This is a genomic window from Selenomonas timonae (assembly GCF_014250475.1).
In the GTDB taxonomy this organism is placed as follows: domain Bacteria; phylum Bacillota; class Negativicutes; order Selenomonadales; family Selenomonadaceae; genus Centipeda; species Centipeda timonae.
Genome location: NZ_CP060204.1, coordinates 77,483 through 94,178 on the forward strand (window position 1 = coordinate 77,483; position 16,696 = coordinate 94,178).

The 16,696-nt window shown below is 57.4% G+C and carries 14 protein-coding genes; 2 read left to right on the forward strand and 12 right to left on the reverse strand.

The genetic code is table 11. The features are described from left to right. Positions 1–71 precede the first annotated feature (71 nt). The 3 genes from hcp to H1B31_RS00335 all read right to left on the reverse strand — a co-directional run bounded on the left by hcp (position 72) and on the right by H1B31_RS00335 (position 3,512). A complete protein-coding gene (gene hcp / locus H1B31_RS00325; protein WP_185980439.1) occupies positions 72–1,733 on the reverse strand; it encodes a hydroxylamine reductase in 1,662 nt (553 codons plus the stop codon). 118 nt (positions 1,734–1,851) lie between these two features. Beyond that, entirely contained in the window at positions 1,852–2,259 is a 408-nt protein-coding gene (locus tag H1B31_RS00330) for a YkvA family protein (RefSeq protein WP_185980440.1), read from the reverse strand. A gap of 95 nt (positions 2,260–2,354) precedes the next feature. After that, on the reverse strand, positions 2,355–3,512 hold the full coding sequence (locus H1B31_RS00335) for an MFS transporter (protein ID WP_185980441.1): 1,158 nt from the start codon (positions 3,510–3,512) through the stop codon (positions 2,355–2,357). 157 nt (positions 3,513–3,669) lie between these two features. On the opposite strand from H1B31_RS00335, the gene H1B31_RS00340 reads away from it, so the two are divergent. Further along, positions 3,670–4,848 (forward strand): MFS transporter, encoded by a 1,179-nt coding sequence (locus H1B31_RS00340; RefSeq protein WP_185980442.1) that lies wholly within the window; start codon positions 3,670–3,672, stop codon positions 4,846–4,848. A 28-nt stretch (positions 4,849–4,876) separates the two neighbouring features. Here the strand turns inward: H1B31_RS00340 and H1B31_RS00345 are convergent, their stop codons facing one another. Further along, positions 4,877–6,697, reverse strand: a complete 1,821-nt coding sequence (locus tag H1B31_RS00345) for a M48 family metallopeptidase (RefSeq protein ID WP_185980443.1) — start codon at positions 6,695–6,697, stop codon at positions 4,877–4,879. A 142-nt stretch (positions 6,698–6,839) separates the two neighbouring features. Next, the gene (locus tag H1B31_RS00350; protein WP_185980444.1) at positions 6,840–7,682 is read right to left on the reverse strand and encodes an ankyrin repeat domain-containing protein; all 843 of its coding nucleotides are present in this window, start codon (positions 7,680–7,682) and stop codon (positions 6,840–6,842) included. A 161-nt stretch (positions 7,683–7,843) separates the two neighbouring features. On the opposite strand from H1B31_RS00350, the gene H1B31_RS00355 reads away from it, so the two are divergent. After that, positions 7,844–8,356 (forward strand): nitroreductase family protein, encoded by a 513-nt coding sequence (locus tag H1B31_RS00355; RefSeq protein ID WP_185980445.1) that lies wholly within the window; start codon positions 7,844–7,846, stop codon positions 8,354–8,356. Between the two features lie 65 nt (positions 8,357–8,421). Here H1B31_RS00355 and eno read toward each other — a convergent pair whose 3' ends face one another. The 7 genes from eno to H1B31_RS00390 form a co-directional block, all read right to left on the reverse strand. Continuing rightward, positions 8,422–9,726, reverse strand: a complete 1,305-nt coding sequence (gene eno / locus H1B31_RS00360; protein ID WP_185980446.1) for a phosphopyruvate hydratase — start codon at positions 9,724–9,726, stop codon at positions 8,422–8,424. Between the two features lie 503 nt (positions 9,727–10,229). Next, positions 10,230–11,009, reverse strand: coding sequence for a ZIP family metal transporter (locus tag H1B31_RS00365; RefSeq protein WP_009440399.1), 780 nt, complete (start codon positions 11,007–11,009; stop codon positions 10,230–10,232). A gap of 123 nt (positions 11,010–11,132) precedes the next feature. Continuing rightward, positions 11,133–11,804 carry a response regulator gene (locus H1B31_RS00370; RefSeq protein WP_009656547.1) on the reverse strand — a complete coding sequence of 224 codons (672 nt, stop codon included), beginning with the start codon at positions 11,802–11,804 and terminating at the stop codon, positions 11,133–11,135. A gap of 67 nt (positions 11,805–11,871) precedes the next feature. Beyond that, positions 11,872–13,158: a secretin N-terminal domain-containing protein gene (locus tag H1B31_RS00375; protein WP_009440401.1), complete on the reverse strand. Its 1,287-nt coding sequence runs from the start codon at positions 13,156–13,158 to the stop codon at positions 11,872–11,874. A gap of 6 nt (positions 13,159–13,164) precedes the next feature. Then, on the reverse strand, positions 13,165–13,695 hold the full coding sequence (locus H1B31_RS00380) for a hypothetical protein (RefSeq protein ID WP_226372169.1): 531 nt from the start codon (positions 13,693–13,695) through the stop codon (positions 13,165–13,167). 93 nt (positions 13,696–13,788) lie between these two features. Next, positions 13,789–15,237: a glucose-6-phosphate isomerase gene (locus tag H1B31_RS00385; RefSeq protein ID WP_185980447.1), complete on the reverse strand. Its 1,449-nt coding sequence runs from the start codon at positions 15,235–15,237 to the stop codon at positions 13,789–13,791. Positions 15,238–15,267: 30 nt separating this feature from the next. Next, positions 15,268–16,623, reverse strand: a complete 1,356-nt coding sequence (locus tag H1B31_RS00390) for a phosphohexomutase domain-containing protein (RefSeq protein WP_185980448.1) — start codon at positions 16,621–16,623, stop codon at positions 15,268–15,270. Positions 16,624–16,696 lie beyond the last annotated feature (73 nt).

Below are 16,696 nucleotides of genomic sequence, written 5' to 3' on the forward strand. Positions count from 1 at the left end.
AAAGCATAACGAGGGGGCTCGCACGAATATTATTTCGTGCGAGCCCCCTCGTTTATATCATTCTATTTTTCTTACACAGCAGCGGCTTCGGGCACATTCACCTCAATGCCAAACATTGCCATATCATCCTCAACATTCGTGATGCCGCCGATGCCGAAAGTCTCGACGAGTACCTTTGCGACATTCGGAGAGAGGAACGCGGGAAGCGTGGGGCCGAGGTGGATGTTCTTCACACCGAGGTGGAGCAGCGCGAGGAGAACGATGACCGCCTTCTGCTCATACCACGCAATGTTGTACGCAATCGGGAGCTTGTTCACATCATCCAGACCGAATACTTCCTTGAGCTTCAGCGCGATCAGTGCAAGCGAATAGGAGTCGTTGCACTGCCCCGCATCGAGGACGCGCGGGATGCCGCCGATGTCGCCGAGATCCTTCTTGATGTACTTGTACTTCGCGCAGCCCGCCGTGAGGATAACCGTGTCGTGCGGCAGAGCCTCCGCGAACTCACCGTAGTACTCACGCGACTTCATGCGGCCGTCGCAGCCTGCCATGACGACGAACTTCTTGATCGCACCGCTCTTCACCGCCTCGACGACCTTATCCGCGACAGCAAAGACCTGCTCATGCGCGAAGCCGCCGACGATCTCGCCCGTCTCCAGTTCCGTCGGAGGCGCGCACTTCTTCGCACACTCGATTACAGGCGTAAAGTCCTTCTCACCGTTCACGAGAGGAATGTGCGTGCAGCCCGGCACGCCAACCGCAGCCGTTGTGAAGAGACGATCCTTGTAGCTGTCCTTCGGCGGAACAACGCAGTTCGTCGTCATGAGAATCGCGCCGTTGAACTTCTCGAACTCCTCTTTCTGCAGCCACCATGCGTTGCCGTAGTTGCCGACGAGGTTGTCGTACTTCTTGAATGCGGGGTAGTAATGTGCGGGAATCATCTCGCCGTGCGTATAGACATCGACCCCCGTGCCCTTCGTCTGCTCCAAGAGACGCTCGAGATCCTTGAGATCATGTCCTGAGATGAGAATCCCGGGGCGGCTGCCGACACCGAGCTTCACCTTCGAGATCTCGGGATGTCCATACGTGCTCGTGTTCGCGCCATCGAGCAGAGCCATACCGTCCACGCCCCACTTGCCCGTCTCAAGCACAAGTGCCGTCAGCGCGTCGCCATCCATCGTATCGTCGAGAAGCTGCGCAAGCGCACGCTGCATGAACGCATCGATCTCCTCGTTCTCGTGGCCGAGTGCATTCGCATGCTCAACGTAGGCGGACAGCCCCTTCAGGCCGTACATCGTCAGTTCGCGCAGACTGCGGACATCCTCGTTCTCCGTCGCGAGTACGCCGACCGTCTTTGCCTTCGCCTCGAAGTCCGCGCGCGGAGCCGTCCAATGTGCCGCCTCGGGCAGCTTCGATGCATCGGCAAGCTGTGCGAGCAGATCCGACTTCAGCGCGAGCGTCTCCTCGATCACATCGATGATTGCCTCACGGTCGAAATTCGCATTCGTGATCGTAATGAAGAGGTTCATCGTCACGCGATGGTTGACCTCAATCGCAACCTTCTTGCCCTCTGCGCGCAGTGCCGTCGTCACCGCGCCGAGCCCCTTCGTCACATAGACGAGCAGATCCTGCATCTCCGCGACATCCGGCTTCTTTCCGCAGACGCCCTGCACCGTGCAGCCCTTGCCGCCCGCCGTCTCCTGACACTGATAACAAAACATTTTAGCATCCATGAGAAACTCTCCTTTGCTGTCATATACAATACACATTTGTTGTGTTGATTATAGCAAAGGAGTCTCTCCATAGACGTAACATATGTTACCGTGTGCTAATCAATAAAAATTCTCAAATTTAATCATCAAGATTTTCGAGCGCATCCTCACCGAGCAGGTCGACGATCTTCGCACGTGCCTGCGCGCGAATCTCATCATTGATATAGACCTGCGCAAGTGCAACAGCCGCCGCAATCGCCGCCGCATCGTCGGCGAAACCGATGCCCGGCATAAAGTCCGGAACGAGATCGAGCGGCGAGATCAGATAGCCAAGCGCACCGATGATGCCCGCCTTGATCTTCGTGGGACAGTTCGGCGACTGCGCCACATAGAAGAGGAGCAGCGCCTGATAGATGACCTTCACACCGATTTTCGCGATGTTCTTGCGGATCTTCTCCCAAAGCCCCTCCTCGGAGTACTTGTCCCTGTACTTCTCAATATCGAGATTTTCAATCTCTTCGGCTTTGATTTCATCATGTGTGCTCATGTCACAACCTCCATTTGATCCCTACTTATACTGTATACGAATTTTTCGTACAACAATCCCATTTTTCGTCCGAAAATCTCCTGTACCCATTGACCTCAGACCAGCTTCCTGAATACATAGAAGCCAACAGTCGCCTGCAGGATGCTGAGCGCGGCGAGCATGCCAAATGCTGTCGTGAGGCTCGTATGCGCGGAGACGAAGCCGATGGCGGCAGGACCTGCGAGTACGCCGAGATAGCCCATCGTGCTGACCGCAGAGACCGCCGTGCCGACGGGCATAACGTTCTGCCGCCCCATGAGGGAGAAGAAGACGGGCACGATGTTCGCACTGCCGATGCCGATGGCGAAGAAACCGAGATACAGGAGCGCATCCACGGGCGCGAACATGACGAGCAGGATGCCGACGAACGTGAGCAGTGCACCGCCCACGGCGACGGGGCACTGACCGACCTTCTGCGTGGTGCGGTCGCCGAGGAAGCGCATGAGCAGCATGGCAGCGGAGAAGACGGAGAAGCCAACGCCGGCAAGCGAGAAATCCATGCCGCGCACCGTCGTGAGGTAGACGCCGCTCCAATCCATAACCGCGCCCTCACTGAGGAATGCGATGAACGCCGCCACGCCGATGAAGGCGACAATCCCGCGTGGGATGGCGATGAGTGTGCCACCGCCCCCGCCATAGGGAATGAGATACCTGCCGAACGCAGCCGTCAGCGTGAGCATGAGTGCTGCGGCAATCAGGGTTGACTGAAGCGGCGTCAGCCCCACGAGACCAACCCAGACGCCGTAGAGACCCGCGCCGACGAAGCCGCCGAGACTCCAAAAGGCATGCATGCCGCTCATGATGCGCCGCCCGATCCCCTGCTCCACGATGACCGCCGCAATATTCATGACAACATCGACACAGCCCATCAGTCCGCCGAATAGGAAGATGACGGGAACAGCGACCCGGAAGGAGTCTACAAAGCAGATAGAGAGAAGACTCACTGCATAGAGGACTGCCCCCACGATCAGCACGCGCCTACATCCGATGCGCTCAGCAAGCGTTCCCGCAAGCGGCATGGTGACGATTGACCCAATTCCGATACAGAGGAGAAGCAGCCCCAGAAGATCATCCCCGATTACGAGGCGCTCACGCAGAACAGGCACGAGCGGTGCCCACGATGCCGCGCCAAAGCCGCTGACAAAGAAGATCGCACGCGTCGCGTTTGCCTCGCGGTCGCCAATCTTCGTCTCTCGTTCTCCAAATTCCGTCATTTCCATTCCCCCCCTAGCTGCATGCCGCCCGAACGGCGCGCAAAAAACTTCTGCCATTCTATCACAGCATGGCAAAAAAGCAAGTACCGCCTTTACACAATGTTTTCTTCGTAGTATATTGAAAAGCACCGTTAAAAAGGGGAAACAGGAGACACTTATGAATCAACAGGGCGAACGCCAAAAAATTTGGACGCGCGAGTTTATCGGGATGAGCCTGAGCAACACCTTCATCTATGTTGCACAGTATGCCATGATCGCGGCGCTGCCGATTGTTATCATGACGGAGTACGGCGGCGGCGATGTCGAGGCGGGTCTTGCGATGACCTTCTTCCAGATCGGCACGGTCGTCGCCCGCCCCTGTGCAGGCATCCTCATCGATGCCGTCAACAAGCGGAGGCTCATGATTTCCATTCTGACAGTATTCTTCATCCTCATGTGCAGCTTTGCATTCGCTGCGACGCTCTCCGCACTCTACGGTCTGCGCCTCGTGCACGGAGTCGTCTTTGCCGTTGCAACCACGACAGCGGCAGCGCTCGCCGCTCTCATCCTCCCGCCCGCACGCAAGGGTGAGGGCATCGGCTACTTCGCCCTCTCGACGAATCTTGCGATGGTCGCAGGTCCCATGATCGGACTTTTGATCTTGGAGTATTTCACCCCAACCGTACTCTTTGCCGCGCTCAGCGTACTCGCCGCCATCTCCATCGCAGCTGGCGGGGCGCATCGTCTACCGGACGAGATCATCCTGCCCGCGAAGACAGGGCGCGCACTCTCCGTCACTACATTCATCGAACGGCGTGCGCTCGCGCCCGCGCTCATTGCAGGGATTCTCTTCTTCGCGTACGGCAGCGTGCTCACCTTCATCCCGCTCTACACGCGCAGCCTCGGTCTCTCCTCCGAGACGAGCCTCTTCTACGCGTGCTATGCGGGCGCAATTCTCGTGACACGCCCCTTCGTCGGGCGCATCTTCGACCGAAAGGGATCAGACTACACCGTCTATCCGGGGCTTGCCCTCTTCGCGGCGGGGATGTTCCTCCTCGGAAATATCGAGGGGTTATCGGGTCTGATCGCAGCTTCACTGCTGCTCGGTGCCGGCTTTGGTGCCGTCACGCCCGCCCTCCAGACGCTCGCCGTTCGCAGCGCGCCGCCCGCACGTGCAGGTGTCGCTACGGCGACCTACTTCTGGTCACTCGACATCAGCGTCGGGCTTGCCGCCGCAGGGCTCGGCGTTGTCGCCGTCACCTACGGCTACGCATTCACCTACAGCATCGTCGACGTTGCGGTCATTGCGCTCGGCGCAGTCTGCTACGCACTGTGGCGCAGATCTGCACGCACGTAAAAGGCGCGGCACAGAGCCGCGCCCCTCATCAATCTGTACTGCCGTCCGTCGGACGGCTTTTTTTGTCGAGCTGCTCCCGCAGCTCCTTCTCATGCGCCTCACGCGCTTTCTTCTTCTCCATCATCCGCTTCTCGTAGGCACGCTTGTCCACCGCCTCGAGATACTCGTCCGGAATGCGCCCCAAGGCATCCTTTTCGACTGCATAGAGCTTCTTGAAATACTCCTGCGCCTGTGCCTTCTCCCCCATCTCATCATAGAGCTCGGCGGCAATCAGATAGCCGTACGGATTCTTCGCATCCACCTCAATCGCCTTCAATGCATCCGAGAGCGCACCCGTGCGGTCGCCGAGCATGCGGCGCACATCCGAGCGGTTCAGCCACGTGTAGACATCCTTCGGGTCATCCGTAACGCCGCGATCGGCATCCGCGCGTGCCTGCGCCGCATCGCCCTGCACGGCATACGCACGTGCGCGGATGACGAAGCTCTGCGCACGGCTGTCATCGTGCTCTGAGGTAAAGACGCGCTTCATCAGCGCGAGCGCCCGCTGACTGTCGCCGTAGTCGCTGTATGCATCACTGTTCTCACGCATCTTCTTGATCGCCTTTGCATCAGCATTCTCGACCTCACTGCGCTCTGCCGCTCGTGCGTCCGCACGTGCCTTCTCCTCTGCGCGCAGCTTCTCACGTGCACCCGTCTCCGCCTCACGTGCATATGCCTCATGAACAAGCGAAATAAGCTGCGCCCCCGCTCGCTCCTTTGCGAGAAAATGCACAAGCAGTTCATTCACACGCGAATCGCCGCCGAGAGTTGCCCCACCATCCCGCGTCAGTGCGAGGTTCCAATCCTCCGCACGGTCATAGTCATGGAAGGCACGCGCAAGTGCACCCGCCGTGAGATAGGCATTCTCGGGACTGTTGTCATAGTCCTCATTCGTCCACGTAACAGTCAGGAGCGGCGTACCGTCAATACAAATTGTTTTTCGATCAATAACCGTTACATGACCCGCGCTGTAGTCTGTCATGAACTCCGCCAGCTTTGCCTCACGCCGTTCCGTCGCAGGGTGATCGGAGAAATCATCCTGCGGCAGATCCTTCTGTGTTGGATCTTGGTACTCCTGGAGTTCCTGCGTCACATAGGTCAGGTAGTAGCCCATACGCGCCATTGCCGCCGCCCCGCCGCCGGGGTTGAAGCCCGCACTCGTCATAATGCGGAAGCCGCCCTCATCCGCCTCGTATTCCGTGGGGAGCGTAACATTTTTCGCAATGGAGTATCCCACGAGCGCGTTAAGCTTGTTCCAGTCCATCAGGCCAAAATTCATGTTGAGGAAGCTGAGCCCGTAGAACTGCGCTGCCGCCTTGGCATAGTTGTGCGCGCTGTGCTGACGGATGCCGTGCGTCATCTCGTGCCCGAGCACGGCGGCAAGCTCATCCACATTGCCGTTCAGCCCACGGATCAGCCCGCGGTTGATGCTCACGTAGTCCGTCGGATAGCAAGCGGCGTTAAAGACAGGGCTGTCCGTCACCGCCCATGTAAATGGCAGTGAGTTCACACGCAGCACATAGTCGCCATCCTTCACGAGGCGTTCCATGATGCTGTCCACAAGTTCGATGTCGCGTGCATTCCGCGCGCGCCCGTTTTCCGCAACATCCTGCCGCTTACTCTGCACCTGCGCGTGGACATCGTTGCCGAGCGCAAGTACCGCACCGAGTGCCGAGTGGTATGCACCGAGCACACCGAGTGCCTGCGCCGCAATCCCCCACGCATCAATCGCCTCTGCGCGCGCAGGAGGAAGGAGTACCGCTGCCGCAATCACGAGAACCGAAAGCATTGCTGCCGCTGTTTTCCGCATCTTTCACCTCACATTTCTGTCTGATCGAGGCTCAGTATAGCAGTTGTTTCCTAAAACAGACTGAAAGACGCAATACAAAAGGCACGGGCAAACGGCAGATGTGATCCGCCGGATTTGCCCGTACCGAAGGAGTTCATGACGATTACTGACGCTGATAGGTCTGGATATAACGCGCACTCTCGAGATCGTTCTGTTCAATGCAGTAGTCGACCGCCGTCTTTCCGGACTTGTTCCGAACGTCGGGATCCGCGCCTGCATCGAGCAGCATTTTGAGGAGGTTCTGACGCTCTCCTGAAGAAATATACTTCGCCGCAGCATTGATGAGCGGTGTTGCACCGCCCTCGCTCGTCACATAGTTTACATTGATTCCCTGTGCAATGAGATAGCGCCGAATATTCATATCATCGGATGACGTACCCAGCGTAAAAAGAGCATTGAAAAAACCCGTTCCCCAATCCCACGAAACGCCATTGATGTCCGCGCCCCAGTTGTGCAGATACTGCACAAGTGCAAGATCTCCCTTATCGGCGGCTTCTACCAGATAGGAGTGCGTGCGGTTCTCTCCGCGATGAAAGACATAGCCCTGCACATCTGCGCCGCGCTCGAGAAGGAACTGAATCGTCGTACGGTTGTTGAGCGCCATGGCGCGCCCGAGCGGCGTCGTCCCTTTTTTTGTGTAGTAGGCATTGATGTCAACGCCCTTGTCGAGCATCAGCTGCATCGTATTGTAGTCCGCCTTCTCGATGGCAAGGAAGAACATATTTTCATCCGTCGTAAGGTCGCGATCCACAAACGGTGTGGTAATCTGTCCGGGGATGTGGATCGTGGGACGTGCACCGGGCGCCGAAGTAGGCGCAGTCACCGTAGGCGATACCACGGGAGCATCCGCAAAAAAGACCCCCGCGGCCTCTGTCGGAGAAACGAGTACCGTGCTTCCCATGCCCAGCACAGCTGCCGAAAGGGTCACTGCCATATATTTCTTCATTTGAAATCCCCCTCATAGACGTGAAAGACATTCAACAGTAATAATAATTCGTTGTACGTCCCCTATTTCCTGCAATTTCAAGGGATGTTCCGAAAAATCCCGCCGATTCTCTCTGTTTTATGCTATACTTTAAGAAGAATCTACACGAGGAGGTAATCATCATGGAATTCAATGAACTCATTCAGGATCGCTTCTCCTGCCGCGCCCTCTCGGACAGCGAGATCCCTCACGAATCACTCGACCGCATCTTCGAGGCGGCACGCGTCGCCCCCACGGCGGTCAACAAGCAGCCGTTCAAAATCTGGGCAGTCGAAAGCCCCGAGGCACGGGCAAAGCTCGCGGAGACGACAAACTACACCTTCGGTGCGGGTGTTTTCCTCGTTGTCGGTGGAAAGCACGAAGACGCATGGGTGCGACAATACGACGAACGCAACTTCGCCGACGTGGATGCAAGCATCGTCGCAACCTACATCATGCTCGCCATTCACAATGAGGGACTGCGCTCTACGTGGGTCGGACATTTCGATGCGCCAAAACTCAAGGAGGCATTCCCTCAGATGGCAGACTACGACCTCATCGCCATCTTCCCCATCGGCTATGCCACAGAGAAGGGCGTCCCCTCCCCGCGCCACACACAGCGTAAAGCTGCTGTGGAGCTGGTAGAGATATTGTAAGAGCGCCCCACATACACAAAAATCCCCCGCCGCAGCGGGGGATTTTTCATCCGTAATGGAATATCTTACTTCATGAAGCTGAACGCGCGCTTGCCCGGATAGACCGCACTGCTGCCGAGCTCTTCCTCGATGCGGAGAAGCTGGTTGTACTTCGCAACGCGCTCGGAGCGGGACGGTGCACCCGTCTTGATCTGCCCCGTGTTGAGTGCGACAGCGAGGTCGGCAATCGTCGTGTCCTCGGTCTCGCCCGAGCGATGCGACGTGACCGCCGTATAGCCAGCCTTGTGCGCCATCTTGATCGCCTCGAGCGTCTCGGAGACAGAGCCGATCTGGTTGAGCTTGATGAGGATGGAGTTGCCTGCGCCGAGCTCGATGCCCTTCTTCAGACGCTCCGTATTCGTGACGAAGAGGTCGTCGCCAACGAGCTGAACCTTGTGGCCGAGCGCCTTCGTCATCGCCTTCCAGCCGTCCCAGTCCTCCTCATCAAGACCGTCCTCGATCGAGTAGATCGGGAACTGGTCGACGAGCGACTCCCAATGCTTGATGAGCTCATCGGACGTGAACTTCTTGCCGGACTTCGGCTGATGGTAGAAGCCCTTGCCCTTCTCGCGATCCTTCCACTCGGACGACGCCGCATCCATCGCGAGGACGAAATCCGTGCCTGGCTTGTAGCCGGCATTCTCAATCGCCTTGAGGATGTGCTCGATCGTGTCCTCATCGGAGTCGAGGTCAGGCGCAAAACCGCCCTCGTCGCCGACCGCCGTCGTCTTGCCTTCCTTCTTGAGGAGGGACTGAAGGGAGTGGAAGACCTCGGTCGACCAGCGCAGCGCCTCGCGGAATGTCGGAGCACCTGCGGGCATAATCATGAACTCCTGCGTGTCCACGGAGTTCGACGCATGTGCGCCGCCATTCAGGATGTTCATCATCGGTACGGGCAGGACGTTCGCCTGCAGACCGCCGAGGAAGCGATAGAGAGGGATATCCTCGGACTTTGCCGCCGCATCCGACGCCGCAATCGAGACTGCGAGGATCGCATTCGCACCGAGCTTGGACTTATCCTTCGTGCCGTCCACATCGAACATCGCCTGATCGACTGCATAGATGTCGCTCGCCTCAATGCCGATGAGGGCGGGCGCAATCTTCTCGTTTACGTTCTCAACCGCCTTGGAGACACCCTTGCCGCCGAACTTCGACTTGTCGCCGTCACGCAGCTCAAGCGCCTCGAACTCACCCGTGGACGCGCCCGACGGGGACGCACCACGGCCGATCGTGCCGTCCTCGAGCACAACCTCCGCCTCAACGGTCGGATTGCCACGTGAGTCGATGATCTCACGGCCGATAACCTGAGCGATTCTTAAGTAATCACGCATGAATATTCCTCCTCATCACCAAACAAAGGGAGCATCCCCTCCGAATACGCCACTCTATGGAGCGTATTCTCCTTCTCGATATTATACGATTTTTTTTCTCAAAAAGCAATGCAGGAGCCGCATGCAGAGTCCCATATCTGAGATATTTCTAAGAAATTCTTCAAGCACTGCACAGTACATCGATCACACAAAAATTTTCGATATTTTTCATTCTTAATGTATCTTTTTTTGTATTGTGTGACTTGGGTTACAAAATTTTCAAAAATAATATGATATAATACAGATGTCAACGGGAACTACGAAACGTCCTCCCCGACATTTTCCCCGTTGATCATCCCTCTATAGGAACGTTTCCCTGCGTTCCTCATTGTAAGGCAAATAACCCTTACATCCCATTTCTCAAGCCGCAGGTTTTTCCCGACCTGCGCGCATCCCTTTCCAGGAAAAAGAGCCGCTTGGCACCCCGCCAACGGCTCTTTTTCTATTTTCTTTTTTATCCGATTTTATCCGAGTGCGACATCGAGCATCATCATGAGCGAGAAGCCCGCTGCGAACGAGATGACGCCCACATCCGAATGCTCCCCCTCACTCATCTCCGGAATCAACTCCTCGACGACGACGTAAAGCATCGCACCCGCTGCAAATGCGAGTGCATATGGCAGAATCGGCACGACGAGAGCCGTCGCGAGAATAGTGAGAGCACCGCCGATCGGCTCTACTGCGCCAGATAGGACGCCGCCGCCGAACGCACGCCACTTCCCCATCCCCGCCGCACGCAGCGGCATGGATATGATCGCGCCCTCGGGAAAGTTCTGAATTGCAATGCCGAGCGAGAGCGCGAGCGCTGCGCCGAGCGTAATCCCCTCGCTGCCGCTCATCCACCCCGCATAGATCGCGCCGACCGCCATCCCCTCTGGGATATTGTGGAGCGTCACTGCAAGACAGAGCATCGTCGTCCGCGAGAGGCGGCTGTGCGGTCCCTCTGCTTTCTTTGCGTTCATGTGCAGATGCGGGATGATGTGGTCGAGCGCAAGCAGGAAGAGGGTTCCTGCCCAGAAGCCCACAACGGCAGGTACAAACGCAAGCTGCCCCATCTCCGCAGAGCCTTCCATCGCGGGGATCAGCAGACTCCAGATCGACGCCGCAACCATCACGCCCGCTGCAAAGCCCGTCAGCCCGCGCTGCACGTTGCGGTTCAGCGCCCCCTTGAGAAAGAATACGCAGCCCGCACCGAGCGCCGTGCCGATGAACGGTATCATCAATCCTTGAAAAATATCCAACATAAGTGTTCACCTCATGACGGATATTATAGCACGGTCACTTCTTATTCACAAATGATAATTTTTTCAATAATATTGCAAAAAAGAGCGACTCCTCTCCCATAAGAGCTGAGCCGCTTCGTATGATTATTCCAACGTGACGATCTTATTCTTGAGCACGTAGACGAGTGCCTGTGTACGGTCATTGACCTTGAGCTTGTGAAAGATGCTCGTCAAATGGTTCTTGACGGTCTTTTCGCTGAGGCCAAGAGCCTTGCCGATATCCTGATTCGAGAGTCCCTTTGCGATACAGCCGAGCACATCCATCTCGCGCGGTGTGAGGCGTTCGCCGCGGCTCTCATCCCAGATCTCCTTTGCCATCCGGCTGACATCGCCGTAGACCGCGGTGCTGCCAAAGAGGCGCTCCGCGAGCTTCGGATAGACGAATGGATTGCCCTCGTTGACCATGTGGATTGCCTTGATGAGGACGTTCGGCTCAACATCCTTCAGCAGGTAGCCGAGCGCGCCGTTCTTCAGGAGCTCGAGCACATAGTTGTCGCTGTCATGAATTGTGAGCGCAATGATCTTCGTGCGCGAGCGCGCCTGCTTGAGCTGCTTCGTGACATCGAGTCCCGTCAGCCCCGGCATATTGATGTCGAGCAGGAGGATGTCAGGCTTCAGCATGAGCGTGCGCGCGAGGGCTTCCTGTCCGTCCTCCGCTTCGCCGACGACCTCGAGATCATCCTCGAAGTTCAACACACGCTTGATTCCCTGCCGCAAAAGTGCGTGATCATCCGCAAGTAATATCCTGATTGCCACTGACATCTCCTCTTTTCCATGCATCCTGCATTTAGGAATCACTGATAATCACTGATTCCTTATATATCTATTCTTCATCCAACACGTGAGCTGTGAGAAAAATCATGAGTTCGGTCTCGGTCTTGCTCGTCCGCACGGAGCGGAAAAACGCGCCAAGTATGGGAATGTCTCCGAGAAACGGTATTTTTGAAAGCGATCGTGATTCATCACTGTCGATGAGGCCGCCGATCACCATCGTCTCGCCATTTTTCAGACGGACGGTCGTGTCTGCACTCCGTTTCTGAAAGCGGTACGCCTTGAGATCCTCGACAAAGACAGGCGTGCTGACTTCTGTGTGCACACGCGCGACAATGTTGCCGTCTGCGGTGACACGCGGCGTATAGCGCAGGATGATTCCCGCCTCGCGGTAGTCAATGCCTGTCGTGGTGACGGTATTCGAGGTCGTCGTGCGCGGTACAGGTACCTCCGCGCCGATGTTGATGAGCGCCTCGTGTCCCTGCACTGTCGTGATGTTCGGACGTGCAAGCATCTTTGCCCTGCCGTCCGTGATGAGCGCGCGAATCGCCGCGGAGTAGTAGAACTCGAAGGGAACACCCTCGGGTCCTCTGCCAAAGCGGATGATCCCCGGTGCGCTCGTCCCCTCGTTTCCGGCATTCCGCCCGCCAACCTCCCATGCGCCATCATCGCCGCGCCTAACACGCGGATACTGCGGGAGCGCTGACCATGACCAGTCCACGCCGAGTTCCTTTGCCGCCTGCTTAGAGATAGCAATGACACGAGCCTCAAGCGATACCTGCCGTGGAGCGACATCGAGTGCGGAGATAATTTCGCGCACGGAAAGAGCCTCAGATTCTGTCCCATAAAAGAGAAGCGTATTCGTTGCCCGATCGACGAGCACACGCCGCTGGGTATCAGAATCTGAGCCCTCATTCCATCTCTCTTCGTTATTTTTCGACACTATTGCCCGTTTTCCTTCACCTGTTAGGGATAAATTTGCAGCATGTGCCAATTCCTCCGGGTCGGCATAGCGCACGGTGTAGACGTGCACGCGCCGATTCTCCGTGCGTGCGTCTGCAGAAAGTGCAAGAAAGACCGAACCGTGCCGCTCGATGTGAATGCCGCGTGCGGCAGCCACGAGGCGCAGAACCTCCTCGCCCTCGCCTGTCAGATGCGCTGTCACCGCCCCCGCCACACCGTCGTCAACGATGAGGGGGATATTCGCCATGCGTGCAACAGCAAGCAGAACGGCACGCACATCGCCGCCCGTCACGTCGATCGTCACGGGTGCAGCGGCGGCAGGAACGGAGAGGAGGAGTGTCCACACAAGAGCTGCTGCTGTCATCCATCGTTTCATACAGTTCTACTCCCTCGCTACCGTGATGCTGCCCGACATCGTCTCCAATGTCGCAGATGTGTCCGTCAGTCCTCGGAGGGTATGTCCCTCCCACGTCTCTCCAACGCTCAGTGCCGCACCCTCTGTCCCCTTGCCGAGGATGGCGATGCGCACGCCGTTCGCATCCGTCACCACACCGCGCAGGACGAGCGGCGCGGGAGGAGGTGCGGGAGGAGTGCTTGCAGGTGAAGGCTGTGCCAGTGAAACAGACTGCAGCGGTGGATGTCCGTCACCCTTGGAATTTTCTATAGCAGGAGAAGTCTCCGCAATCGTCTCATGCGCGTACGAAAAAGGATTGCGCAGCGGCATTTTCTGCGCCGCTGCAGAAAGTCCTGCAATCTCCGTTGCTGACTGCGGCACAGGCTCCTGTTGAAGTGTGACGACAGTCTCCGTATCATCTGTCCACAGGAGCGCAATGCCGCTGATTCCGCCCAAAAGAAATGCACCAATGAGTACCATCTGTCGCGCAGACAATTCGCGCAGACGCGCACGCCACATTTCGATCACAAGAACCTCCCGCTATTTCCTAACACACAGAAAGGGACTGCCGCAGCAGCCCCTCCCCTCATGAAGGCATCCACCTTCGAAAATTTATCCCTTCAGCGCCTGAAGCTTCGGCCCCATGATCCGCTTGTACGCCTCCACACCCGGCTGATCGAATGCGTCCACATCCGCGAGCTCGCCCTCGTAGGCGACAGACATCGCAAGCAGGTAGAGCAGCTCGCCGAGATGGTACGGCGTCAGCTCCGGCAGAGCAAAGACGGCGCTGTAGCGCTTGTTCGACGCAAGTGCGTCCGCGTTTGACTGACGCGCAACCTCGAGCGCCGCCCCCATCGTGACGCCCGCAATATCCGCGAGCTTCTTCACATCGGGGAAGACGTTCGGGATGACGAGATCATCCGCCCATTTATCCACGCGGATAAACTGCACAACCTTGTTGAGTTTGCCCTCCTGGTGCTGCTGCGTCTGTGCGTGCATATCGGTCGTGCCGACGGCGACAACCGGCGTGCGCCCGTAGCAGACCTCCTTGCCCTCCTTGTTGAACTGCTTTCCGAGGGATTCGGCAAGCAGCTGGATGTACCACTCGGAGACGGATTTCAGATAGTCTCCATACGGCATCATGACCTCAATGTCGCGCCCGTGCTTCTCCGACGCGGCAAACTTCAGCGCCGCATTGAGCATTGCAGGGTTCTGCCAGAGATCGTCATTCTGACATGCCGCATCCATATCACGTGCGCCCGCAAGGAAGTTCTCGATGTCAAAGCCGATGCACGCGGCAAGCGTCAGTCCGACCTCGGTGAACACCGTGAAGCGCCCGCCTACGCCGTCCGGCACGGCAAACTGCTTCCACCCCTTGTCCATCGCGAGTTTTTTCAGCAGCGTCGGCTTCGCCTCGTTCGGGTCGGTGACCGCAACCACCTCGACCTCGACATTATCCGCCTTCATGAATTCGTCATACATGACCATGAAGTTCGACATCGTATCGAGCGTGCCGCCCGACTTCGAGATGACGAGGAGCATGATGCGCAGCGGCTGTCCGCCATGCGTTTTCTTGATCTGGGCAACGTCTTTCAGATGATTGATGATGTCGCCTGTGCGGCGCGGGTCAATGTTGTTGCCGCTGAAGTAGATGCGCGGGTAATTGTCGCGCTGCTCGTTCGAGAGCGAGTTCCAAAGCTCGCCGCAGTGCACATCGAACAGTACCTTGTTCCCGAGGAACGAGCCGCCGATGCCGAGCGAGATAAGGACATCCGTATGCTCCTGCGCATGCTTCCCGAGTTCCTTCAGACGTGCAATCGACGCAGGTGAGTTGATATGCCCGTCCTCTATGTAGGGTGTCTGCGAGAAGAGCACCTTCTCAGGCTCGCCGTCCTTCGAGAGATGTCCACGGATGAAGCCGTTCTTGCGCATCACCTTCATCGCCTCATGCGCCTTCTTGAGATCGTCCGCATAGAATGCGAGGTCGGCGTCCGTCACCTTGCCCTCGCCATAGAGATTGTCATAGTCAAATGTAAATCCGGATTTCAGTACAAGGCTCATCAAAAAACTCCTTCCTGTACCAGTACGCGATCAGGCACGAATCTCTGCAAGCAGTTCGTCCGTCTTTTCCTTCAGCAGTGCCTTATCCTGCCGCGTCTCGACGTTCAGGCGGATAACGGGCTCCGTGTTCGACATACGCAGGTTGAAGCGCCATTTATCAAACTCGATGGAAAGACCGTCCACCTTCGTCACCTTGCCGGAGGAACCGTACTTCGCCTCGATGCGATCCATGACCGCCTTTGCGTCCGTGACCTTGCTGTTGATCTCACCCGAGGTCGGATAGCGATCCATGCGCGCCTTCATCAGCTCGGAGAGCGTCTTGCCGCCCGATGCACTCATCAGCTCCGCCACGAGCAGCCACGGAATCTGACCGCTGTCGCAGTACGAGAAGTCGCGGAAATAGTGATGTGCGCTCATCTCGCCGCCGTAGATCGCATTGACCTTACGCATCTTGTCCTTGATGAACGCGTGACCGCTCTTGCACATGACGGGCTTGCCGCCGAGGCTCTCGGCGATCTCGATCGTGTTCCAAATGAGACGCGGATCGTAGATCACGCTCGCGCCCTTGTTCTTCTTGAGGAATGCCTCGGAGAGGAAGCCGACCATGTAGTACCCTTCGATGAAGCCGCCCTTCTCGTCAAAGAGGAAGCAGCGGTCGAAGTCGCCATCCCATGCAACGCCGAAGTCCGCGCCGGTCTCGCGCACGACCTTTGCCGTCGCCTCGCGGTTCTCCTGCAGGATCGGATTCGGTACGCCGTTCGGGAAATTGCCGTCCGGCTCGTTGTAGACCTTGACCAGTTCGAACGGGAGGAACTTCTCCATTGCGTTGATGATGGGCCCCGCCGCGCCGTTGCCCGTGTTGACGACGATCTTGTACGGCTTCAGTTTGCTCACATCGACATAGGTAAGGATGTGCTTCACATACTCATTGAGTATGTCCACCTGCTCGATCTTGCCGGGCGTCGCTGCGGGTGCGGGATAGGTCTCGCCGACCGCCATTGCCGCAATGTCCTTGAGCCCCGTGTCGCTGGAGATCGGACGCGACTCCTCGCGCACGAACTTCATGCCGTTGTACTGCTTCGGATTGTGGCTCGCCGTAATCATGATGCCGCCGCCGAGCCCGAGATGCGCCGTCGCGAAGTAGATCATCTCCGTGCCACACTGACCGATGTCGACAACATCGCAACCCGCCTCCGTGAGCCCCTTTGCAAGTGCGTCGCGGATCGCAGGTCCCGAGAGACGAATGTCATGTCCGACGGCAACCTTCTTCGCGCCGAACAGCGTGGGGAAACTGCGTCCGACACGGTAAGCGAGCTCCTCGTTCACCTCGTCGGGATAGATACCGCGTACATCGTATGCGCCAAAACCTTTGTCTGTCACTGCCATGTAACGTCCCCTCCTCCATGGGAAGCCCCCTCGGCGTCCCACAAACACCCTTCCGCTCCATTTGATGCGGAGT